Below are 22,614 nucleotides of genomic sequence, written 5' to 3'. Positions count from 1 at the left end.
CCCGGCGGGACGGTCGGGAGTAGGAGGAGCTGGATGTTCCAGAACGCCGACGAGGCCAAGAAGTTCATCGCGGACGAGGACGTCAAATTCGTCGACGTCCGCTTCTGCGACCTCCCGGGCGTGATGCAGCACTTCACGGTGCCTGCTGAGGCGTTCGACCCCGATGAGGAGCTGGCCTTCGACGGATCCTCGATCCGCGGCTTCCAGGCCATCCACGAGTCCGACATGGCGCTGCGCGCGGACCTCACGACCGCCAGGGTCGACCCGTTCCGCCGTGACAAGACGCTGAACATCAACTTCTTCATCCACGACCCGATCACGGGCGAGCAGTACTCCCGCGACCCGCGCAACGTCGCCAAGAAGGCCGAGGCCTACCTCACCTCCACCGGCATCGCGGACACCGCCTTCTTCGGCCCCGAGGCCGAGTTCTACGTCTTCGACAGCGTGCGCTTCAACACCTCGGCGAACGAGTCCTTCTACCACATCGACTCCGAGGCGGGCGCCTGGAACACCGGTGCGCTGGAGGACAACCGCGGTTACAAGGTCCGCTACAAGGGCGGCTACTTCCCGGTCCCGCCGGTCGACCACTTCGCCGACCTGCGCGCCGAGATCTCCCTGGAGCTGGACCGGTCCGGCCTGAAGGTCGAGCGCCAGCACCACGAGGTGGGCACGGCCGGCCAGGCCGAGATCAACTACAAGTTCAACACCCTGCTCGCGGCCGCCGACGACCTGCAGCTCTTCAAGTACATCGTGAAGAACGTCGCCTGGCGCAACAACAAGACCGCGACCTTCATGCCGAAGCCGATCTTCGGCGACAACGGCTCGGGCATGCACGTCCACCAGTCGCTGTGGACGGGCGGCACCCCGCTGTTCTACGACGAGCAGGGCTACGCCGGCCTGTCGGACATGGCCCGCTACTACATCGGCGGCATCCTCAAGCACGCCCCGTCGCTGCTGGCCTTCACCAACCCGACGGTGAACTCGTACCACCGCCTGGTGCCGGGCTTCGAGGCCCCGGTGAACCTGGTGTACTCGCAGCGCAACCGTTCCGCCGCGATGCGCATCCCGATCACCGGCTCGAACCCGAAGGCCAAGCGCGTCGAGTTCCGCGCCCCGGACGCCTCCGGCAACCCGTACCTGGCGTTCTCGGCGCTGCTGCTCGCCGGCCTGGACGGCATCAAGAACAAGATCGAGCCGGCCGAGCCGATCGACAAGGACCTCTACGAGCTGGCCCCCGAGGAGCACGCCAACGTGGCACAGGTTCCGACCTCGCTCGGCGCCGTCCTCGACCGCCTCGAGGCCGACCACGAGTTCCTCCTCCAGGGCGACGTCTTCACACCGGACCTGATCGAGACGTGGATCGACCTCAAGCGCACCACCGAGATCGCCCCGCTGGCCCTGCGCCCGCACCCGCACGAGTTCGAGCTCTACTTCGACGTGTAAGGAGCACCGGCCGGACGCACACCGCCCGGCCCTTCTCCGCCCCGCACACCGGAAACACTGCGAGGGCCGCTATCACCCCGGCGGGGTGGTGGCGGTCCTCATTGTTCTGTCCGGGCTCTGTGCACCCGCTGCGAGGAGAAGTTCGGCCGTCCTTGTGTGGTGGCCGTTCCTGGCCCACTCGAGGGGCGAACGGCCCTCGCCGTCGTCCTCGCGCAGATCGGGGTCGGCACCATGGGCGAGGAGGTGGCGTACGACGTCGGCATGGCCCCAGGCGGCGGCCGCGCACAGAGGCGTTCCGTCCGTCAGGTCACGGCTTTCCACGTCCGGGAGGGCTCCCGCGTCCAGCAGGCAGGCGACGATCTCCACGGCCCCGCCGACTGCGGCCGCGTACAACGGGGTCGTGCCGTGGGCGTCGGCGTCATTGGGGTCGGCGCCTGCCCGCACGAGGGCTCGCACCGTGCCGACCTCGTGAAACGCCGCTGCCTCGACCAGTTTTCCGGAGAGTTTCTTGCGCCTTCGCCTGTTCATCCGGGCGAGCGTATGCGACTGCTGCTTCTCCTCGTACTGCCGTTACCGACCGCCCCTCACGCGACCGGCCGCTCCGCGCCACGGACGGCCGTGCCACCCCCGTGCTCCGTCACCACGCTCCCCTGTCCGACGGTGCCCGACGGGCCCCGCGAAACCGTCCGGCCCGGCCGGGAGCGAGGCGCCCACGTGTGTCCGGAAGACACTTTCCCCGGTGGACCCGGCAAGGGATGATGGAACCGACACCGCTGTTCGAGAGAGGTCACGGGGATGTCCGAGAGGGACGACGAGGAGCGCGAGTTCGACATCAAGTGGGCGGACACGGCCGAGCACAAGGAGCCGTCGGCCCGGGCCCGCATGCTCGCCGCACGCTGGAAGGACAACCCTCCCGGTCCGGTCCCGTTCCGCGGCGAGCCGGAGCACAGGGCGTCCCACCGCTCGTCGTCGTCCTGGGTCTCCACCGCCGTGGTCCTCGGCTGCGTCGCCGCGGTGATCGTCTTCCTCGGCTACATCAACTTCCGGCCGTACTGATCGCGGGTGGGGGCCGCCCTGCTCCATCGATCCCCGGGGGCCCGTACTGATCGCAGAGCGGCCGGGCGCCCCCGGGGATCGGGGACGCCCGGCGCCGGTCGGGGGCCCGGCTCAGCGGTTGTAGCGCATGAAGGCCCGGACCATGTGGCAGGTCGTGTCCGACGGCGGGTGTATGCCGATCAGGTTCGCCACGCCGCGTATCGTCTCGTTGCGGGCCTGGTCGGGGAGGTAGACGCCGGAGTCGAGCAGGGCGATGGCGAGCCGCATCGCCTTGAGGCGGCGGTTGTGCGTCACGTACCACCCCCGCGGGCGACCCGGCGGCAGCGGCCGCTTCGCCACGGGCGCGCAGGGCATTTCGAGCTGGACGGCACGCTTCGCTGTGGACTGAGTGGGCATCGGCTTGAGTGCGGCAGCGGGCACAGTCATCCTCCTGTCGCGGTCAGGGTGTCCGCCGAGATCCATGCCGACCCCGGCAACATCCTCGAACACTGCTAACAGTTTACTGCCCGGCACTGACATCCGGGGAGCCCGAAGCAGCCATCGAATGCCCAGGTGAGGCGGCGAATCACGGCCGCGGAACATCCGGTTCGGAAGGGGCGCGTGAGGCCGGGGAGAAATCGAACAGGGCCGGACCGGGCGTACGGTGGGCGGCATGGAGATCTGGATCAATCCGGCCTGTTCCAAGTGCCGGAGCGCCATCAGCCTGCTGGACGCCGAGGGCGCCGGCTACACCGTCCGCCGTTATCTGGAGGACGTACCGAGCCCGGACGAGATCCGGGAGGTGCTGGAGCGGCTCGGGCTGGAGCCCTGGGACATCACCCGCACCCAGGAGGCCGCCGCCAAGGAGCTCGGGCTCAAGGAGTGGCCGCGGGAGGACGGATCGCGTGAGCGCTGGATCACGGCACTCTCCGAGCATCCCCGGCTGATCCAGCGCCCGATCATCACCGCCGAGGACGGCACGGCGGTCGTGGCCCGCACCGACGAGGCGGTACGGGACGCCCTGTCCCGCTGAAGACCAACCTCCTTGTGACACAGGCCACTTCGGAGAGTTGGCCGGAGCGCTGAGCAACTCCGTTCGGGATCTCGTACATAGCGGCGTACGCTCCCCTACCGTTTCAGGAGGCGCGCATGTCGCGCAGGAGAACGCTCGGCCCCAAGAAGAAGATCGCGCTGCTGGTGAGCGCGGTGACGGTGGCCGGTGGCGGCGCCTTCGTCATGGCGAGCACGTCGAACGCCTCCCAGACGCCCACCACCAAGTCGGCGGCCGACTCGACCGTCTGTCAGGGCCTCGCCACCGCGCTCGGCAACAACCAGAAGTTCATCGAGGGGCAACGGGCCGACCCCGACGCGCAGTCCGAGGCACGGATCGCCAACCGTGAAGCGGTCATCGCCCAGATCGAGCTCCAGCAGAAAGCGTCCGGGTGCACGGTTGGGGAGTCGGCTCAGGACTCCCAGCCCGCACAGCCCCAGCAGCCCGAGCAGTCCGAGCAGCCCGCCCCGGGCGAGCAGGCGGGCGGGGACGACGCCGCGCAGAACCCGGGCGGCGACGGCGCGGCGGCCTCCGGCGAGCAGGTGTGCAACGGCTCCACGGTCACCCTCTCCGGCGAGGACGGCGCCCCGGCGGCGTCCAGCAACCAGTTCCCGGCCGGGACCAAGCTGAAGGTCACCAACCTGGACAACAACAAGTCCACGACCGTCGAGGTCACCGGTGTGTCCGGCAGCTGTGCCCTGCTCAACAACGCGGCCTTCGAGCAGGTCCGGGAGCCCGGCAAGTTCCTGATCCGCCGGGCGCTCATCGAGAAGGTGGGCTGAGACCCGGGGGCAGGTCCCGGAACCCGGAAGCACTCGTAGAAGCCCCCTGAGGCGCAGACCAAGTTCGGGGAGCGGGGCGTGCCGCAGCGCGCCTCCGCCCGGTCTCGCCCGGGGTGGGAGCCCTCCCCGCTCGACCGCCGTCGAGAGCGGGGGAGGGCTCCCTGTCGTGTGCGGGCCGCCGTGCGCCGGCTGTCGCGTACGGCCCCTCGTACCGCCCAGTCGTGCCCGCCCAGTCGTACGGTCCAGTCGTGTACAGCCCCGTCGTGTACGGCCTCCTCACATGATCCCGTCGCATACGAGTCGCCCCTCCACGCCGTGCTCACAGGGTGATCCGGGGGACAACGGTCACCGGTAACACGGGGTTCGCACTCGGGCAATGGCCGGGAACCCGCCTGTTGACGAGCTACGTGCCGGCCGGCTCGCTCTCTCCCCCCGACACCCGCTGGTGAAGCGAGGGGTGCCCGTCCACCGGGTGCCCCTCGCTTCGTCGGGTTTCGGACCGCCCCGGGCATCCATGCTGTGAACGAGGCTCCTGCTGGGGCCAGGGGTCTGCTTCAATGGGGGCATGGACGGTTTCCGGGAGCTCATCGCGACAGGTCGCCATGACCTCGAGCCCTTCTGGCCCTCCCGTCAGCACGACGACTTCGACCGGGAGTGTTGCCGCGCGACGACCGCGCCGGCCCCCTGACGCCGTACATCCCGGCCTTTTGCCGGCGCGAACCGCGTACGTCCTCGACGAGCCCGGCCACGATCCCGCGGCTGTCGAGCATCTCGACGAACCCTTCGCGCGAAAGAGCTGACCTCTCATGGCGACCACTCGTCCTTTCTCCGCCGCGACCAACGCGGCCACCACCGTCTCCGCGACCCCCTCCGCCTTCCCCGCCCGGCCGGACGCCCCTCTGCGCACCTCTCCCCACCCGTCCCGTACCGCGCCGGTGAACGGTCATCCGCGCCACCGGCTGCGGGCCGTCGCCCCGGACGAGGATGGGGGCCTCCCCTGGTCGAACGAAGTCGAGAGCTTGGGGAAAACGGTCGCCGACCTGCTCCCGCCGGGTGCCACCTGGCTGCCCGCGCCCCAGCACACCCTGCCCGCCCTGCCCGGACATCCGCCGATGGTCGGCTATCTGGTGCTGGTCCCCGCCGATCAGCGGCCGCTGTTCCCGGTGGCCGTCCCCGGCCCCGAAACCGCGCAGCACCACAGCACGGCTTCCGCGTCCGCACCCGAGGCCGACTACGACGACATCGCCGTCGCCGGCCGGCGGATCCGGGTCGACACCGTGCAGCGCACCGCCGAAGCGGACGGGCGTCAGCTCGACCTCACCTACCTGGAGTTCGAGCTGCTCGCCCATCTCGTGGCCCACCCGAACCGGGTGCACACCCGCGACCATCTGGTCGCCACGGTGTGGGGCTACGGCCATGTGGGCGACGGCCGCACCGTGGACGTCCACATCGCCCGGCTGCGCCGCAAGCTGGGCGCGGAGCACCGGGGCACGATCCAGACCGTGCGCCGGGTCGGCTACAAGTACGCCCCCTGAGTCACCGCCGCTCTGCCCTCGGCAGATTCCTGTTCCCTCACGCCACCCTGTCCGGCAGAGTCCGAGGTATGAGGCTTCTGGTGCTGGGTGGTACGGAGTTCGCGGGACGGGCCGTCGTGGAGGCGGCCCTGGGGCGGGGCTGGGAGGTGACCGTCTTCCACCGGGGGCGGCACGCGGCCGTGCCGGGCGTGCGGTCGCTGCTGGGCGACCGCACCGCCGTCGACGGCCTGGCCGCCCTGGACGAGGCGGACGGCACGTGGGACGTCGTCGTCGACACCTGGTCGGCGGCCCCGCGGGCCGTACGGGACACGGCGCGGCTGCTGCGGAACCGTGCCGGCCGGTACGTGTACGTGTCGAGCCGTTCGGTGTACGCATGGCCCGCGCCCGCCGGAGCCACCGAGGAAGCCCCCCTGGTGGCGGACGCCCGCGCGGACGCCGGTCACACCGACTACGCGCGGGACAAGCGGGGCGGCGAACTGGCCGCCGTGGACGCCTTCGGCGCCGACCGGTCGGTGCTGGTGCGGGCGGGGCTGATCCTCGGGCCGTACGAGAACGTCGGCCGACTGCCCTGGTGGCTGAACCGGATGGCCCGCGGCGGCCCGGTCCTCGCGCCGGGGCCGCGTGACCTGCCCCTCCAGTACATCGACGTCCGCGACCTCGCCGAGTGGATCCTCGGGGCGGCCGAGCAGGGGATCGGCGGGCCGTACAACCTGACCGGCCCGCAGGGGCACGAGACGATGGGCACGCTGCTGGAGGCGTGCGCGGAGGTGACGGGGGGCACGGCCGAGCTGCGGTGGACCGAACCGGACACGATCCTGCGCGCGGGCATCGAACCGTGGACGCAGCTGCCGGTCTGGGTGCCGCCGGGCGGCGAGGCGCACGACGCGCTGCACGCCTCGGACGTCTCCCGGGCGCTCGCGACGGGGCTGCGCTGCCGTCCCGTCACCGAGACCGTGGCCGACACCTGGCGCTGGCTCCAGGACCTCGACGGGGCCGCGCCCCAGCGCCAGGACCGGACGGCCAAGGGGCTCGACCCGGAGACGGAGGCGAAGGTACTGGCGGATACCGGGGAGCCGGGCGGAGGTGGTGAGGAGGTGTAGGTAACACCACCCCGGGGTCGGGGGGTTCGGCCCCGTGACCGGGTGCCGTCGCTCGGCCAGACTGACGTCATGACCACGGAGCGCAGGACCACGGGCCACATGAGCGGTGCCACGACGACCACGGACCCCGCGAGCACGGAGGCCGGGAAGTCGGAGGCCATGGGTTCGGCGGCCGGGAGCGGGGGCGCGAAGAGGGGCGGCGGGCGCGAACGGCACACCAAGGGCCTTCTGAAGGGGGCGCTGCGGGGGCTGGGGCTGGGACTGGTGTCGCTCCCGCTGTCGGTGATCGTCTTCAGTCTGACCCTGGTGTCGATCGCGCTGATCCCGGCCGGTGTCGGCATCCTCACCACGCCGTACGTACTGAAGGGGGCCCGGACCTACGCGAACTGGCGGCGGGTGCTGGCCGCGGAGTGGGGCGGGGTGCGCATTCCGCCCGCCTACCGCCCGGTGCCGAAGGACGCCAATGCGTGGGCGCGCACCTTCGGGATGCTCCGCGACCCGGCGACCTGGCGGGAACTGCTGTGGCTGCCGGTCGACATGACCGCGGGGTTCATCACCGCGCTGCTGCCGGCCATGCTGCTGCTGTATCCGCTGGAGGGGTTCGCGCTGGCGGCCGGGCTGTGGCGGGTGGTGCCGGACCCGTACTGGTACGGCTTCGTCCCGGTGAGCGACGAGATGACCGCGTTCGCCGCCGGAGCCCTGGGCATCGGAATGCTCTTCTTCGCCCACTTCCTCTCTCCGAAGGTGCTCGCCGCGCACTACCGGCTCACCCGCGCCGTCCTCTCCCCCAGTCAGGGTGAACTGGAGGAACGTGTACGGGTGTTGACGGAGACGCGGCGGGACGCGGTGGACACCTCGGCCGCCGAGCTCCGGCGCATCGAGCGGGATCTGCACGACGGGGCGCAGGCCCGACTGGTCGCGATGGGCATGGACCTGGGGACCATCGAGGTGCTGCTCGACAAGGACCCGGAGAAGGCACGGCAGTTGATCGCGCAGGCCCGTAAGTCGTCGGTGGAGGCGTTGTCGGAGCTGCGTGAGCTGGTGCGCGGTATCCATCCGCCGGTGCTGGCGGAGCGCGGCCTGGGCGACGCGGTACGGGCGCTGGCACTGCGGCTTCCGGTGGCCACCGAGGTGAGCGTGGACCTGCCGGGGCGGGCCGAGGCGCCGGTGGAGTCGGCCGCGTACTTCGCCGTCAGCGAGGTACTCACCAACGCGGTGAAGCACGCGGAGGCGGACCGGATCTGGGTGGACCTGCACCATGCCGACGGACATCTGCGGGTGAGCGTCACCGACAACGGCAAGGGCGGTGCGGCGATCGGGGCCGGTTCGGGGCTGACCGGGGTGGAGCGGCGGCTGGGTACATTCGACGGCGTCCTCGCCGTCAGCAGTCCCGCGGGCGGCCCCACCATGGTCACCCTGGAGATCCCTTGCGAGTCGTCCTAGCCGAAGACCTGTTCCTGTTGCGTGACGGGCTGGTCCGGCTCCTCGAGGCCCATGACTTCGAGATCGTCGCGGCGGTGGAGTCCGGGCCCGAGCTCAGCCACGCGCTGGCGGAGCTGGACCCGGACGTCGCCGTCGTCGACGTACGCCTGCCGCCGACGCACACAGACGAAGGGCTGCAGTGCGCGCTCGAGGCGCGTCGGCGGCGGCCCGGGTTGCCGGTTCTGGTGCTGTCGCAGCACGTCGAGCAGTTGTACGCACGGGAGTTGCTGGCCGACGGCAGTGGCGCGGTGGGCTATCTGCTGAAGGACCGGGTGTTCGACGCGGAGCAGTTCGTCGACGCCGTACGACGGGTGGCGGCGGGAGGTACGGCGATGGATCCGCAGGTCATCCAGCAGTTGCTGGCGCGGAAGTCGGGCGACGACCGGCCGTTGACGCGGCTGACGCCCCGGGAGCGGGAAGTGCTGGAGGAGATGGCCCAGGGCCGGTCCAACGCGGCGATCGCGGGCAAGCTGGTGGTGACGGAGCGGGCCATCGCCAAGCACACCGCGAACATCTTCGCCAAACTGGGCCTGGAGGTCTCGGACGACGACAACCGGCGGGTACTGGCGGTTCTCGCTCATCTCGACCAGGGCCGGTGAAATGGGGCCCGGTCGCGCACCCCATGTGGCCGATCGACAACCCCCGGTGTCCCAGGGGCTGTTGAAACCAGTGCGTCGGTAGGAACTTCTCATCGATTTCCGTTACGGATGAACACCCCCGGGGCGGCTCCCGTATTCAAGGGAGCCGCCCCGCTTCTGTCGGGCGATTCGATACCCGTAAGGGGGTGCTCCTCAGCGAAGTCAGAGGAGTCCAGTGACTCGACCCACCGCTGAGGCGGCGGGCCTCCAACCCGAAGGCTGCGGGCCGGCCCGAACCGACCCCTTTGCGGGGCAAGCGCAAATTACCAGAGCACCGGGAAGGCCGAGGGCCCCCTTGCGAGGAGAATGATGGGACGCAATACAAGAAAACGCCGTATGCCGTTGGCCGCCAAGGCCGTGGCCGGGACGGCGGTCCTGGCGCTCGGTGGGGGCGGGCTGGTCTGGGCGAACTTCTACGCTTCGGCCGGCGAGTCGAACCAGTCGCAGAACCGGACGAAGGCGAACGCGGCACGGCAGATCGCCACGATCGACTGCCCGGACGTGGGCCAGCAGCTCCCCGACGTGCCGGACCCGGCTCGCGGTGAGGTCGACGGTGAACTGGCCTCGATGGACCAGCAGATCACCGACGCCTATCAGCGCCTGGTCACCACCCGTCAGGCGCAGGCCGGGGACTCGCAGTACGTCCAGAATGCCATTCTGGGTCCGCTCAAGGACCGGCGTAAGGCGCTCCTCGACCGGATCAAGCTGGAGATCAACCGCGCGGGTGGCCAGGCTCCCGGGAACCTGGACGAACTCGCCTCCTGCTCCGGCCGCCCCGCCGACCAGCCGCAGCCGACCGACGGTCAGAACGGTGACGGCCAGGACGGCGGTGGCCAGGACGGCGGTGGCCAGGACGGCGGTGGCCAGGACAACGGCCAGGACCAGGGCGACGGTCAGAACGACGGCGGCCAGGACCAGGGCGAAGGCCAGACCCCGAACGACAATGGCAACGGCGCCGCGGGCCCGTTCGCCGAGGACTTCGTCGACATCAACAACGTCCAGCCGAACTCGCGGAACCTGCCGAACGGTCTGGCCGCCAACGGCAGGTCCGGCTCCAAGGGCACCTTCACCACGAAGTGCGGTGTCAACGAGAACGAGCTGTACAACAGCGACAACATCATCGTGGCTCCCGGTGTCGCGAACGGCGCGCACCACATGCACGACTACGTAGGCAACCAGAGCAACAGCTCGCTCTCCAGCGACGACGACCTGGTCGCCGCCGAGACCAGCTGCCAGAACCAGGGCGACAAGTCCTCGTACTTCTGGCCGGTGCTGCGCGTGCAGGACGGCACCCAGGAGTTCGACGCGGCCGACCAGGGCGGTGGCGCCGAGGGCAACGTCGGCAAGATCCTGCAGGCTCAGGAGGCCCAGCTCCGGTGGGTCGGCAACAAGCGGAGCAAGGTCGTCGCGATCCCGAAGCTCATGCGCATCATCACCGGTGACGCCAAGGCGTTCACCAACGGTCTGGCGAACGCCAACACCTCGTACAGCTGCACCGGCTTCGAGGACCGGCAGTCCACGGACAAGTACGTGCTGTGCCCCGAGGGCAGCCAGCTCGTGCGCACGTCCAACTTCCAGAGCTGCTGGGACGGACAGAACACCGACAGCGCCAACCACCGCGCCCACGTGGCGTTCGTCCAGGCGGACGGCAGCTGCGCGAACGGCTTCAAGGCCATCCCGCAGCTCCAGGTCCGCCTGGTGTACGACGTTCCCACCCCGACCATCGAGAACGGTCAGGTGAAGAACCCGTACGCCGTGGACAGCTTCCCGGAGCAGCTGCACAAGCCGATCACCGACCACAACGACTTCATCAACGTCATGGACGAGAGCCTGATGAACAAGATGGTCAAGTGCATCAACAAGGGCAAGAAGTGCACGTAGTCCCCTCAGTCACCCACTGAGAAGGACCGGTGAGGTGAAAGGGCCGGTGGCGGGATTCCCGCCACCGGCCCTTTCCGTGTTCCCGGTGTTCCCGGCTGTCCGGTGTACTCGTCCGGGCTCCGGGCTCCCGACTGCGGGCTCGGCTTCAGCCCTCGTGCCCGGCGTGGCCGGAGTTCCCGCCCTCTTTTTTCTCCCCCGCCGGGCCGGACGGGTGCGCACCGCCGCCGTGGTCCATGCTGCTGTGGTCGATGCCCTCCTCCACGTCGCCGCCGAGCCGGCCGCGCAGGTCCTCGAGCAGGTTCTCCTCACCGACGGCGACCCACTTGCGGCCGACGAGGTAGAAGCCGCCGTAGTCCTTGGCCGTCTCGATCCACTCGCGCTGACCGCGGTCGGTGGCGAAGGTGGCGAGGACGTACTTCTCCTTGCCCTTCTTGCAGATGGCCTGGCGGATGGTGTCGGCGTCGGTCTGCATGTTCGGCTCGCACTTCACCTCGGCCGCCAGGTGTTCCAGGCTGCCGGTGGCCATGACCGGCGCCTCGCTCTTCCCGTCGCCGTTCGTGTCCTCACCGCCGGACCCGCAGCCCGCCAGCGCCAGTACCGCCACCGCGCCGGTCAACGCGAGCATCGGTCGGGTCAGCCTCATCAGTTCCTCCGGTCCTTCCGGCGACATGCCGCACGGAGCCCCCACGAGGGGCTCTCCGCCTTCGATACGGCTCGGGGGCCCGGAGTACTCAATCGGTGACCTGCGGGCGCATCGCTCGTTCTGCCTACCGTGCAGTCACAGCATGCCGCCAAGCGCCCCACGCCCTCTCTCCCCGACGGACCGCTCGTCGACGTCGGGCAGGCCGAGGCCGCCCTCGTCGAGCACTATCCGCGGCTCGTCCGGCTCGCGTACCTGATACTGCCGTCGGAGCCGGGCGGCCGGGGCAGGCGGGTGCTGACCTCGCACGCCCTGGTCCAGCGCGCGCTGCCCCGCGGCCGCACCGCGGCGCCGGTGATCCCCGCCCAGCCCCGGCAGTCCGCCGGTGGCCGGGCCGCGCATTCCGCCCGCTCCGGGCGGCGGCCGGACCGGTCCGCCCCGGCCGCCCGGCCCGCGGGGACCGACGACCGGGCCGACGACCGGGCCGGCGACCCCGGGTACGCGCTGGTCAGGCTCCAGGTGGTGCGTACCGCGCTGCGGGCGGGCCCGTCGCGCAGACGCGGGACACGGCGCAAGCGGGCCGGGCTGCCGGCCCTGCCCCCGCTGCCGCCGCCGCTGCCCCAGGTATGGGGGCTGCGTCTGTTCCCCCGGTCCGGAGGCGCCGACGAACTCGCCCTGGAACAGAGGCTGTCCGCCCTGTCCGGTCCGGCCCGCGCCGCCTGGGTACTGCGCGGTCTGGAGCGGCTTTCGGACGACGACGTCCGCGCGGTGCTCACGGACGCGGGTGCGGCCGACGCCGCGGGGGCGCTGCGCGAGGCCGACCGGGTGCCGGCCGAGGACCGGCTGCTCGGCTCTCCCGAGTTCGACCCCTGTTCGCTCCAGGCCCGGCCCACCGATCTGGTGCGGCGCCGCCGGCGTCTGAAGGCCGCGCTGGCCGCCGGGACCGCGCTCGTCGTCTGCGGTGCGCTGTTCGGGCTGCCGGACGACGGCTGGGGCCCCGACGGTGCCGCCGCACCCCCGTACGCGCTGAACCGGGCCGCGCAGGCGGCCCTGGACCCGGGAAAGCTGACCCGGGTCTCCCCCGCCGTCTGGAAGACCTCCGCTCGTACCGACTTCTCCGTGTGGCCGGCCCGCGGTGACCTGGCCGGTGACGCGGGTCTGCTGCGCCGCGCCCTCGCCGTGTGGGCCCGGCCCGGTGAGCGGGTGCGGGTGTCGGCGACGCCGGGCACCCCGTCCGGCGGTCCGGCCGGACCGCCCCAGCTGCTGTACGCCGGTGCGGTCGACAACGCGCGCGTGGTGATCCTCCACGACGGTCTGCGCATCGCCAGGTACGCCGAGCCCGTGGACGGCGCCGAGGGCGCCGCCCTCGATTTCGCCCGGGTCGACGGCGCGGACCGGGCCGGGGCCAGCGCGCTGGTACTGGGCCGGTCCGACGGCAACGTCCGCTATCTGACGGCGCCCTGGGTCCGTGCGGCGGGTGCGCGAGACCTGCGCGAGCCCGACGCGGACGCGGCGGACCTCTCGCTCACCGGCGGTGTGACCTCGCCGCTGGCCGGCCCGGCCCCGAAGCCCGGCTCGTGCGCCTCGTGGAATGTGCTGGAGCTGACCGACGACGCCGGCACCCGGTTGATGACCGACCTCGGCGAGCTGGTCCCGGCCGTGCTGACCGCGGGGCGGCCCGGGGCGGCCCGTGAGACCGCCGGTGCCGAGGTGTCGCGCACGTGGTCGCCGTTCGCCTGCTCGCTGGCGTCGATGCGCTCGGCGGGCGTACGGAGTGTGAACGCGTGGGCGTTCGCCGAGCAGCCGCTGCCGGACGCGAGCGATGCCGGCGGGGAGTCTCCCCGCCCGGAGGGTGGGGGAGGTTCGGCGGCCTGGGTGTGCACCCGGGCCGAGACCTGGCGGGGCGGCGGTACCCGGGTGCAGGCTCAGTTCCACACGCCGGGCGCACCGGTCGGGGTGGTGGCGGCCCAGGCCGAGGACGTACCGCAGTGCGGGGAGCGGGAGCCGCGGGTGCTGGCCGGGGTGCTGTGGAAGTCCGGGGCGGGCACCTGGTACCTGCTGGCCGCCGGCAGCCGCGGCACCACGTCGGTCACCGCGACGGGCGGGGTCGAGGGCACCGCTCAGGGCAACCTGCTGACCCTCGAGACCGAACAGGGGGTCCAGGCCGACCTCGAGGGCACCCTGGAGAACGGGGAGCCGGTCACCGGGCTCCGCTGACCCGGGGCGGGCCGGCCGGAGGGACGGATGGTCGCTGCCGCCCGGTCCGGACCGTTCACGGCCGGATCCGATCGGTAGGCTGTGGATATGACTACCGGGGTACGCCGCAGAATGGGAGTCGAGGAGCGACGGCAGCAGTTGATCGGCGTAGCCCTCGAACTGTTCAGCCGTCGCTCGCCCGACGACGTCTCCATCGACGAGATCGCGTCGGCGGCCGGCATCTCACGCCCGCTGGTCTACCACTACTTCCCGGGCAAACTCAGCCTCTACGAAGCCGCGTTGAGGCGTGCCGCGGACGATCTGGCGTCGCGGTTCGTGGAGCCGCGCGAGGGTCCGCTGGGGGCGCGGCTGGTGCGGGTGATGGGCCGGTACTTCGACTTCGTCGACGAGCACGGGCCCGGTTTCTCCGCCCTGATGCGCGGCGGTCCGGCGGTGGGCTCCTCGACCACCAACGCGCTGGTCGACTCCGTACGGCAGCGGGCGTACGAACAGATTCTGTCGCACATGGGCGCGGTGGACCCGCCCGCGCGGCTGGAACTGGTGGTGCGGTCCTGGATTTCGCTCGCCGAGTCGACGGCGCTGATCTGGCTGGACGGCCGTCGCATACCGCGGGAGGAGCTGGAGGTCCAGCTGGTGCACGACTTCGCCGCGCTCTGTGCCGTCGCGGCGGCCCACGACGAGGAGTTGGGCGTGCTGCTGCGCGATCTGCTCAAGGACGAGCCGGGCGACGGACCGTTCACCGACCTGGTCACCCGGCTCATCGCGCTGGCGTCCCGGTGAGCACCACGACTACGTGGGGTCTGGTCGTCGAGACGACGGTGGGCTCCGGGGAGCGCAAGCACACGGAGGCCCAAGTGGTGGCGCACGTCACCGGGTCCCGGACGGAGGCGCTCGCGCAGCTGGAACGACGGGCGCGCAACCACACACCCATGCACCCCATGAGCCCCAAGCGTCGTCGCCTCCTGCGGGCCGGCGACGGGTTCCTGCTCGTCGTCGACGGGGCCTGGCAGTCGTTCGTGACCCGGTTCACCGTGGCGGAGCTGCTGGAGGACTCCGCCGCGCCTCCTGTCCCGGAACCCGTGGTCGAGGCACCGGCCCCACCGCCGGACGTCCCTGCCGCTGCCCCTGCCCCTGCTGCTCCGCCGGGTGAGCCGGCGGAGCAGCGGGCCGAGCCGGCCGTCGAGCTGGACGAGGACGGAGTGCCGGTGCGGCCGGCCTGGCTGGGCCGAGCCGACCTGACGTGAAACCGTCCGCCGGCCGGTGAGGACCTACTCGCCCTCGAACTTCCGGTAGGACGCGTCGAGCTCGCGTACCTCGGCGGAGGCGTGCAGGGTCAGGTCGCCGACCGTCCGTACGTGCCGCCGCACCAGTTCCAGGGCGGCCTCGGTGAGCCGTGCCTTGGTCTCCTCGGTCCGCCCGGCGAGCAGGGCGATGTGGACGTGCACCAGGGCGTGGTCCTCGGCCGGCTCGTGGCCGATGAAGACGTCGCCGGTCGGGCGCAACCGGGTCTTGCACGCCGGGAGCTTCGCCGCCGCGATCTCCACCACGGTGCTGTGCAGGTCCCGGACGAAAGCGGGCCAGTCGCACTCGAAGAAGGACGTCACTTGTGCGGAGTGGTCGACGGTGATCTGCGGCATGGGTGGGCCCTCCGGTTCCAGGTCGGAGGGCCCACCCTAGCTTCCGCTGCTTCGCGCCCGGCCTCTCAGCCGGCCGCGGTGAACACCGCGACCGAGCGGGCCGGGACCGTGAAGGTGCCGGTGTCCGACGCGTAGGACGAGGTCTTCACCACCGCGTCCGAGCCCGCCGCCTGCACCGGGTGCAGCCGGTGGTCCGTGCCGGCGAGGGCGCCGACGCGCTGTTCCTGCCGGTCCGGCGTGGCGTTGAGGACGACGACCAGGTCGCCGAGCCGCATGGTGATGACACCCGGTGTCTCGTCCTTCCCGGACAGCGGGAAGGACAGCGCGGCCTGTACCTGCTCCGCGGTGTCGAGGGAGAAGGCCCCTTCCGTCGTACGGATCTTCAGCAGGTCCCGGTACGCGGTCGAGGCGCCCTCGATCTGCGGGCATCCGACCTGCACGGCGCCCAGCAGCGGCTTGGCGTAGGGCCACTTGTCGGCGTTGTCGGCGGCCGGAGGCAGACCGCGGCCGAAGCCGTTGCCGTCGGCGCAGTTCCAGTGGATGGCGTTGAACCAGTCCCCGCTGTCGTAGGAGTTGCGGTCCAGGGACTTGGAGCGCAGCAGGTCGGTGCCGGCCTGGGAGAGCGCGGGGCCCTGCGACAGGGCGGCGGTCGCCATGGCGAGGACCTGCATGCGGGCCCGGTCGTCGGCGCTCACGGACGTCGGCAGCTTGAACGCGAGCGCGTCGAACAGCGACTCGTTGTCGTGCGCGTCGGCGTAGGCGAGGGCGTCGCCCGGGACGGCGGCGTATCCGGCCGGTGAACCGTTGTAGTCGACCTGGGAGCCCTTGACCTCCTTGCCGTCGGTGTCGGTGAAGCGGTACTCGGCGAGGTTGCCGCTCAGGCCCACCTTGATGAGGTCCTGGTAGTGCAGGAGCCGGGCCTTCTGCTCGGCCTCGGTGCCGTTGTTCTCAGAGGAGTTCGGGTCGGTGTAGAGGCCGGAGGCGAAGCCCTGGACGCCGGGGTCCTCGTCGAAGGGGCCGCCGCCGCGGACGGCGTCACGGGCCCGGTCGGAGAAGGTGGCGATGCCGGTGCCGGCCATGTTCTGCTGCGTGGCCTGCTCGAAGCGGACGTCGTCGGCGATCTCGCCGAAGTTCCAGCCCTCGCCGTACAGGATGATCTTCTTGCCGTCGACGCCGTCCTTCTTGAGGGTCAACGCGTCGAGGGCCTTGCGGACGGCGAGGATGTTGGCCTTCGGGTGGTGGCCCATGAGGTCGAAGCGGAAGCCGTCGACCTTGTACTCCTTGGCCCAGGTGACGATCGAGTCGACGACGAGCTTGCCCATCATGGCGTTCTCGGGCGCGGTGTTGGCGCAGCAGGTGCTGTTGGCGACGGAGCCGTCGGCGAGGAGCCGCTGGTAGTAGCCGGGCACGATCCGGTCCAGGACACTGGTGCCGGCCTGCCCGCTCGCCGCGGTGTGGTTGTAGACGACATCCATGACGACGCGCAGGCCGTCCTCGTTGAGCGCCTTGACCATCTTGCGGAACTCGACCGTGCGGGCCGTGCCGTCCGGGTCGGTGGCGTAGGAGCCCTCGGGGACCGTGTAGTGGTACGGGTCGTAGCCCCAGTTGTAGGCGTCCTTGGCGGCGGCCTTCGCCACGCACTCCTGCTGCTTGTCGGAGTCGGCGGGGTGGGCGGTGAGGTCGCAGTCGACGGTGGCCTGGTCGGACTTCTTCTCGGGGATGGTCGCGATGTCGAAGGCGGGCAGCAGGTGCACGTACGAGGTGCCGGCCCCGGCCAGCTTCCGCAGGTGCTTCGAGCCGTCGCTGTCCTTGTCGGTGAAGGCGAGGTAGGTGCCGGGCTGCTTCGCCGTGCGGTCCTCGACGGAGAAGTCGCGGATGTGCAGCTCCTGGATCTGGGCGTCCTTGAGGGGGACGGCCTTCGGCTTGTCCAGGCCCGGCCAGCCCTTGGGGGCGAGGTCGCGGTCGCCGAGGTCGACGACGAGGCTGCGCGCGGAGTCGGTGGTCAGGGCGACCGAGTAGGGGTCGGTGACCTTGTTGGTGACGAGCTCGCGGGTACTGGGCGCCCACACCTTCACCGCGTACCGGTAGGGCTTGCCCTTCCAGGACTTGGGGCCGGTGACGGACCAGACGCCGGTGGCGTCGTCGCGTTTCATCGTGGCGGTGGAGCCGCCGATCTCCAGCGAGACGCTCTGCGCGGTCGGCGCCCACACGGAGAGCGTGGGACGGCCGTCGCGGAAGACGGGGCCGAGCGCCGCCTTCGTCGCGCCGGCCGCGTACAGGTCGTCCAGGGCGCCCGCGATCTGCACGCCGGTCGCCGCGAGGACGGCGCCGTTGGCGGACCGCTGGGCGGCGACGACCTGGCCGCGCAGGGCCTCGCGTACGCGGTCCCGGTCGCGCGGGTCGACGGTCCAGGCAGTGCCGTCCTTGAGGTGCGGGAACTTCGCCTTCTGGGCGTCGGTCAGGGCCGCCGGGAGCAGCCGGATCACCCGTGTGTCGTCACCGATGACGAGCGTGCCGTCCTGCGCCTTGATCGAGCCGGTGCGGGAGGCGAGGAGCTGGGTGGAGGCGGCGCCCGCGGAGCCGTTCCAGACGACGGTGTTCCGGTCGATCCAGAGAGCCTTGGCGGTGGTCAGGTCGAGGGCGGCCGCGGAGCCCGCGGGCTGCGGCAGCAGGTGCTTCTCCTCGCCGCTCAACAGCCACACCTCGTGGCCGTTCGCCTTGAGGTCGAGCGACCGGTCGGAGGGGAGGTCCTTCTCGTCGCCCTTGTGGATGATGTAGCTGAGACTGGTGGCACCCTCGGTGAGCGGTACCTCGAAGACCGCGCCATAGGGATCGGTCTTCACCGGCTTCAGGGGCTTCGACCAGTCGGTGGGGTCGGCGGCGCCGGTCCACGTGTGGAGTCCCCAGCCGTCGTAGTTCCCGTCCGCGCGGTGGTAGTGCAGCACCGCCTTGCTCTTGTCCTGCGCCGGGTACTCGGGCCGTTCGGTGGTGACGGTCTCCTTGCCCTGCTCGATCCAGATCTCGCCGTTCTTCGTGACGTCGATCGTGCGGTCGGTGGAGACGTCCTTGTTGCCGTCCTTGTCGATGACGAGGAAGCCGATGTCCGAGGCACCGGGCTTGAGCTTGACGTGGGCGAAGGCGCCGTAGGCGTCGCGGCCGGTGAAGGGGTGGCTGTCCGGCCACTCGGTGGCCTCGCCGTCGGCGAGGTCGCCCCAGGCGTACAGGCCCCAGTCGTCGTAGTCGCCGTCGGTGCGCTGGTAGTGGACGACCACGTGGTCGCGGGAGGCGGCGGACGGCGGCTCCTCCACGGGCGGGGTGCCGGTGGTGGAGGCGGCCAGGGCGCTCGCGGTGCGGCCGGCGGAGTCGATCGCGACGGCCTTGTAGCGCAGGGCGGTGCCGGCGGGCACGTCGTCGCCGATGGTGTGGGTGACCTTGTGCGGGGCGTGGTCGGAGGAGCCGAGCGTGCGCCACTTCCCGTTGCCGGTCTGGGCGGCGAAGACGACGCGGTTGAGCTGTCCGCCCTCGACGTCGGCGGTGAGTTCGACGGTGCCGGTGGCGCCCGCTTCGGGGGCCTTGAGGGTGACCGTGGGCTTCGCGGCGGGCTGGGCGAGCTTGCCGGACGCCTTGAGGACGACCGCGGATCCTGCCGGGACGGTGACGGTGATCTTCCGGTCGGCGCCGCTGGTGACGGAGGCGTCGGTGCCGTGGATGCCTCGGAAGGTCATGCGGGCGGAACCGGTCGCGAAGGTGGCCTTCTTCGCCTCGTCGGCGTTGTTGAAGGCGACGACGTACTCGGTGGTGTCCTGGCCGGTGCGGGCGCCGGTCGCGGTGCGGGAGAAGGCGTAGACGCCGGGGCCGTCGGCCGCGTACCGCTCCTGCTGCACACCGTCGGTGAGAGCGGGGTGGGCCTTGCGGAGCTTGGCGAGGGCGCTGATCTGCCGGTAGAGCGGGGACTTCGTGTCGTAGGTGTCGTCGGCGTGGGTGCGGTCGGTGCCGAGGAGGTCGTCGTCGAGGTAGTCGTCGGTGCGGGAGGCGAACAGGGTCTGGCGGGCGTCCTTGTCGCCGCCGGCGCCGGTGAAGCCCTGTTCGTCGCCGTAGTAGACGACGGGGTTGCCGCGGCTGAGGAACATCAGCTCGTTGGCGAGCATGTCCTTCTTCAGCAGTTCGGCGTCGGACGCCTTCGGGTTGTCCTGCTTGAGGAACGTCCCGATGCGGCCCATGTCGTGGTTGCCGAGGAAGGTGACCTGCTCGTAGGCGTTGGCCCGGTCGGTCGTGTACTTGTGGTCGTCGCCGAAGACGGAGGCGAGTTTCTGTGCGCCGCCACCCTGGGAGGCGTACTGGCGGGCCGCCTCCTGGAAGGGGAAGTCGAGGGTGGCGTCGAGGCGGCCCTCGGTGACGTAGGGGGCGGTGACGTCGGTGTCGGCGGAGTAGACCTCGCCGAACATGAAGAAGTCGTCACGCCCCTTCTTCGCCGCGTAGGCGTCGAGGGCGGTGGCCCACTGGGTCCAGAACTCCATGTTGACGTGCTTCACGGTGTCGATCCGGAAGCCGTCGATGTCGAAGTCCTTCACCCACCGCTGGTAGATCTTCTCCATGCCGTCGACGACCTCGGGACGCTCGGTCCACAGATCGTCCAGGCCGGAGAAGTCGCCGTACTCGCTGGACTCGCCGGCGAAGGTGGAGTCGCCCCGGTTGTGGTACATCGCCGGGTCGTTGAGCCACGACGGGACCTTGACGTTCTTCTTCGCGGCGGGGACGGCCGGGGTGCGGGGGAACGACCCGGCGTCGACGCGCGGGAACTTCCGCGACCCGTCGGCGTAGTCGGCGTCGTCGAAGGGCTTCCCGTCCTTCGTCAGGTAGGGAAAGGCGCCCTTGGAGAGGTAGTCGTAGGACTTCTCTTCATAGTCGACGACGTCGGCGGTGTGGTTGGTGATGACGTCGAAGAAGACCTTCATGCCCTTGTCGTGGGCCTTGTCGATGAGGGTCTCGAGGTCCTTGTTGGTGCCGAAGTGCGGGTCGACCTGGGTGAAGTCGGTGATCCAGTAACCGTGGTAGCCGGCGGACGCGTCCTCGCCGGTGCCCTGGACGGGCTGGTTCTTGAAGATGGGCGCCATCCAGATGGATGTGGTGCCGAGCCCCTTGATGTAGTCGAGCTTCTGGGTGAGTCCCTTGAGGTCGCCGCCCTGGTAGAAGCCCTTGTCGGTGGGGTCGTACCCGGTGCTGAGCCGCGAACCGGTCAGCCCGCCCCGGTCGTTCTTCGCGTCCCCGTTGGCGAACCGGTCCGGCAGGACGAAGTAGAACTGCTCGCGGGTGAGGTCGTGGCGCGCGGGGGCCTTGGCCAGCGTGGCGTCGGAGGGGGGCGCGGGGGGTGTGGCGGCGCCGGCCGCCACGGGCGGGAGGAGGGTGGCGGCGAGCGCGGCCGCGGTGACGGCGGCCACTCGGCCTCCGTGCGCGGTGCGGCGTCTCCCGGACGCCGGCCATCTGGGTGTCACAGGCGTGAACTCCTTGCGATTACGGCTCGTTGAGGGTCCGACCCCGCACCACGGCACAACCTGTTCCGGCCATGTCACCGGGGTGTCGCGCGACCGTATCCCCGTTGAAAGCTTTACAGCAAGGGTTGTGAAAGTAACGGTAAGGACTTGCATACGGACGCGGGCCGCGCCGCCCTCCGTGAAGGGCGGCGCGACCCACGCACGTTCAGCAGGACGACTTACCCGCGTACACCGCGAGGGCCGAGTTCGAGCCCAGGGTGGCGGTGAGCTGGCCCGAACCGTTCACCGTCACCTGCGTGTTGTTCTGGACGTTGCAGTACGTGCCGGAGGGCAGCGAGGTCTGGTAGGTACGGGTCAGGGCGCCCGACTCGTGGTTGACGGCCACGAAGCCCTTGTTGCCCCGCCCGAAGGCGATGGCGTCGTTCCCGTTGTCCCACCAGTTCGTCACGGCCTGGCCGCGCGTGGTGTTGCGGAAGGCGACCATGGACTTGATCTCCGGCCAGGCGTGCTGGCACTTCCAGCCGTTCTGCCAGCAGGCGTTGACCTGGCCGCCGTTGGGCGGGCCGGCGTCGTGGTCGGAGAACTCGTAGCCGGAGTTGATGTCCGGGGAGCCGTAGGGCCAGGCCAGCATGAAGACGTTGGCCAGGGTGTAGTTGGCGTTGTCCTTGTAGCTGAGCGTGGAGCCGTTGCGCTCGGTGTCGTGGTTGTCGACGAAGACGCCGGAGACACCGCTGTTCATGTAGCCCCAGCCCTCGCCGTAGTTCTTCAGGTAGGCGAGGTTCTCGTTGTTGAAGACCCGCTTGAGGTCGTAGGCGTAGCGGAATTCCTGGACGTCGCCGGTGCCGGTGTACTCACTGGGCTGGACGGCCTCGCCGGCACCGTAGATGGCCTCCTGCTTCCAGTACACGTTGGGGTTGGAGAGCCGGGACTTGATGTTCGCCAGGTCGGCGGCCGGCATGTGCTTGGCCGCGTCGATGCGGAAGCCGTCCACCCCGAGGGAGAGCAGGTCGTTGAGGTATCCGGCGATGGCTCCGCGTACGTAGTTCTCGCCGGTGTCGAGGTCGGCGAGACCGACCAGTTCGCAGTTCTGGACGTTCCAGCGGTCCTGGTAGTTGGTGATCTGCGAGGTGCAGTTGTCGAAGTCGGGCGACGAGTACAGGCCCGGGTAGTTGTACTTGGTGTACGAGGAGCCGCCGGTACCGGTGCCGTTGCCCGCGGCCATGTGGTTGACGACGGCGTCGACGACGACCTTCACCCCGGCCGAGTGACACGTGTTCACCATGTTCCGGAAGGCGGTGCGGTCGCCGAGCCGACCGGCGATCTTGTAGCTGACGGGCTGGTACGACGTCCACCACTGCGCGCCCTGTATGTGCTCGGCGGGCGGGGAGACCTGGACGGAGCCGTACCCGGCGGGGCCGAGGGTGGTGGTGCACTCGCGGGCGACCGAGTTGAAGTTCCACTCGAAGAGGACGGCGGTGACGTCCTTGTTCCCGGGCGGCGCGGCCTGCGCGACAGTCGGGGTCATGACAACCGAGGCGACCGCGAGTGCGGCGGCCCCGGCGAGGGTTCTGCGTGCCATGTGGGGTTCCTTCTTCATCGAAGGGTGTGGGGAGCGCGAAGGCGCCTGAAGCATTTTGCTGAAACCTTCAGAAACCTTGCGGTGACGCAGATGTTAAAGCTT

18 protein-coding genes are annotated in these 22,614 nt (G+C 70.5%); 12 read left to right on the top strand and 6 right to left on the bottom strand.

The window, feature by feature from the left end; all coding sequences use genetic code 11:
• Nucleotides 1-33 precede the first annotated feature (33 nt).
• A complete protein-coding gene (gene glnA / locus ACFYQA_RS28060) occupies nucleotides 34-1,443 on the top strand; it encodes a type I glutamate--ammonia ligase (RefSeq protein WP_388923435.1) in 1,410 nt (469 codons plus the stop codon).
• 72 nt (nucleotides 1,444-1,515) lie between these two features.
• On the opposite strand, the gene ACFYQA_RS28055 is transcribed toward glnA, so the two are convergent.
• A complete protein-coding gene (locus ACFYQA_RS28055; protein ID WP_388923432.1) occupies nucleotides 1,516-1,971 on the bottom strand; it encodes an ankyrin repeat domain-containing protein in 456 nt (151 codons plus the stop codon).
• 267 nt (nucleotides 1,972-2,238) lie between these two features.
• On the opposite strand from ACFYQA_RS28055, the gene ACFYQA_RS28050 reads away from it, so the two are divergent.
• On the top strand, nucleotides 2,239-2,499 hold the full coding sequence (locus tag ACFYQA_RS28050; RefSeq protein WP_388923429.1) for a hypothetical protein: 261 nt from the start codon (nucleotides 2,239-2,241) through the stop codon (nucleotides 2,497-2,499).
• 111 nt (nucleotides 2,500-2,610) lie between these two features.
• Here ACFYQA_RS28050 and ACFYQA_RS28045 read toward each other — a convergent pair whose 3' ends face one another.
• Nucleotides 2,611-2,919 carry a hypothetical protein gene (locus ACFYQA_RS28045; protein ID WP_386400927.1) on the bottom strand — a complete coding sequence of 103 codons (309 nt, stop codon included), beginning with the start codon at nucleotides 2,917-2,919 and terminating at the stop codon, nucleotides 2,611-2,613.
• A gap of 232 nt (nucleotides 2,920-3,151) precedes the next feature.
• Here ACFYQA_RS28045 and ACFYQA_RS28040 point away from each other — a divergent pair, with 232 nt between their 5' ends.
• The 7 genes from ACFYQA_RS28040 (at nucleotide 3,152) to ACFYQA_RS28010 (ending at nucleotide 10,947) form a co-directional block, all read left to right on the top strand.
• Nucleotides 3,152-3,511 carry an arsenate reductase family protein gene (locus tag ACFYQA_RS28040; RefSeq protein WP_388923425.1) on the top strand — a complete coding sequence of 120 codons (360 nt, stop codon included), beginning with the start codon at nucleotides 3,152-3,154 and terminating at the stop codon, nucleotides 3,509-3,511.
• A 116-nt stretch (nucleotides 3,512-3,627) separates the two neighbouring features.
• Nucleotides 3,628-4,311 carry a hypothetical protein gene (locus ACFYQA_RS28035; RefSeq protein ID WP_388923422.1) on the top strand — a complete coding sequence of 228 codons (684 nt, stop codon included), beginning with the start codon at nucleotides 3,628-3,630 and terminating at the stop codon, nucleotides 4,309-4,311.
• A gap of 806 nt (nucleotides 4,312-5,117) precedes the next feature.
• Nucleotides 5,118-5,846: a winged helix-turn-helix domain-containing protein gene (locus tag ACFYQA_RS28030; RefSeq protein ID WP_388923419.1), complete on the top strand. Its 729-nt coding sequence runs from the start codon at nucleotides 5,118-5,120 to the stop codon at nucleotides 5,844-5,846.
• Nucleotides 5,847-5,914: 68 nt separating this feature from the next.
• Nucleotides 5,915-6,946, top strand: coding sequence for an SDR family oxidoreductase (locus tag ACFYQA_RS28025; RefSeq protein WP_388923416.1), 1,032 nt, complete (start codon nucleotides 5,915-5,917; stop codon nucleotides 6,944-6,946).
• A 159-nt stretch (nucleotides 6,947-7,105) separates the two neighbouring features.
• Nucleotides 7,106-8,389: a sensor histidine kinase gene (locus ACFYQA_RS28020; RefSeq protein WP_388923499.1), complete on the top strand. Its 1,284-nt coding sequence runs from the start codon at nucleotides 7,106-7,108 to the stop codon at nucleotides 8,387-8,389.
• Nucleotides 8,374-9,027 (top strand): response regulator, encoded by a 654-nt coding sequence (locus ACFYQA_RS28015; RefSeq protein ID WP_388923413.1) that lies wholly within the window; start codon nucleotides 8,374-8,376, stop codon nucleotides 9,025-9,027. The genes ACFYQA_RS28020 and ACFYQA_RS28015 overlap by 16 nt, the downstream gene beginning before the upstream one ends.
• Nucleotides 9,028-9,375: 348 nt before the next feature.
• Nucleotides 9,376-10,947, top strand: a complete 1,572-nt coding sequence (locus ACFYQA_RS28010; RefSeq protein ID WP_388923411.1) for a DUF1996 domain-containing protein — start codon at nucleotides 9,376-9,378, stop codon at nucleotides 10,945-10,947.
• A gap of 145 nt (nucleotides 10,948-11,092) precedes the next feature.
• Here the strand turns inward: ACFYQA_RS28010 and ACFYQA_RS28005 are convergent, their stop codons facing one another.
• On the bottom strand, nucleotides 11,093-11,590 hold the full coding sequence (locus tag ACFYQA_RS28005; protein ID WP_388923408.1) for a hypothetical protein: 498 nt from the start codon (nucleotides 11,588-11,590) through the stop codon (nucleotides 11,093-11,095).
• Between the two features lie 129 nt (nucleotides 11,591-11,719).
• Here ACFYQA_RS28005 and ACFYQA_RS28000 point away from each other — a divergent pair, with 129 nt between their 5' ends.
• The 3 genes from ACFYQA_RS28000 to ACFYQA_RS27990 all read left to right on the top strand — a co-directional run bounded on the left by ACFYQA_RS28000 (nucleotide 11,720) and on the right by ACFYQA_RS27990 (nucleotide 15,048).
• Nucleotides 11,720-13,804, top strand: coding sequence for a hypothetical protein (locus tag ACFYQA_RS28000; RefSeq protein WP_388923405.1), 2,085 nt, complete (start codon nucleotides 11,720-11,722; stop codon nucleotides 13,802-13,804).
• A gap of 87 nt (nucleotides 13,805-13,891) precedes the next feature.
• Nucleotides 13,892-14,584 (top strand): TetR/AcrR family transcriptional regulator, encoded by a 693-nt coding sequence (locus ACFYQA_RS27995; RefSeq protein ID WP_388923402.1) that lies wholly within the window; start codon nucleotides 13,892-13,894, stop codon nucleotides 14,582-14,584.
• The gene (locus tag ACFYQA_RS27990; RefSeq protein ID WP_388923399.1) at nucleotides 14,581-15,048 is read left to right on the top strand and encodes a hypothetical protein; all 468 of its coding nucleotides are present in this window, start codon (nucleotides 14,581-14,583) and stop codon (nucleotides 15,046-15,048) included. Before ACFYQA_RS27995 ends, ACFYQA_RS27990 begins: the two co-directional genes overlap by 4 nt.
• Nucleotides 15,049-15,072: 24 nt before the next feature.
• Here ACFYQA_RS27990 and ACFYQA_RS27985 read toward each other — a convergent pair whose 3' ends face one another.
• From ACFYQA_RS27985 to ACFYQA_RS27975, 3 genes are all read right to left on the bottom strand, one after another.
• Nucleotides 15,073-15,441, bottom strand: a complete 369-nt coding sequence (locus ACFYQA_RS27985; protein ID WP_388923396.1) for a 5-carboxymethyl-2-hydroxymuconate Delta-isomerase — start codon at nucleotides 15,439-15,441, stop codon at nucleotides 15,073-15,075.
• A 65-nt stretch (nucleotides 15,442-15,506) separates the two neighbouring features.
• Nucleotides 15,507-20,933, bottom strand: a complete 5,427-nt coding sequence (pulA, locus tag ACFYQA_RS27980; RefSeq protein WP_388923393.1) for a pullulanase-type alpha-1,6-glucosidase — start codon at nucleotides 20,931-20,933, stop codon at nucleotides 15,507-15,509.
• 205 nt (nucleotides 20,934-21,138) lie between these two features.
• A complete protein-coding gene (locus ACFYQA_RS27975) occupies nucleotides 21,139-22,512 on the bottom strand; it encodes an alpha-amylase family protein (protein WP_388923390.1) in 1,374 nt (457 codons plus the stop codon).
• Nucleotides 22,513-22,614: the final 102 nt, after the last annotated feature.

The sequence above is a fragment of the Streptomyces sp. NPDC005774 genome (assembly GCF_042871645.1).
In the GTDB taxonomy this organism is placed as follows: domain Bacteria; phylum Actinomycetota; class Actinomycetes; order Streptomycetales; family Streptomycetaceae; genus Streptomyces; species Streptomyces pratens.
This window is presented reverse-complemented; position numbering and strand designations above follow the sequence as displayed.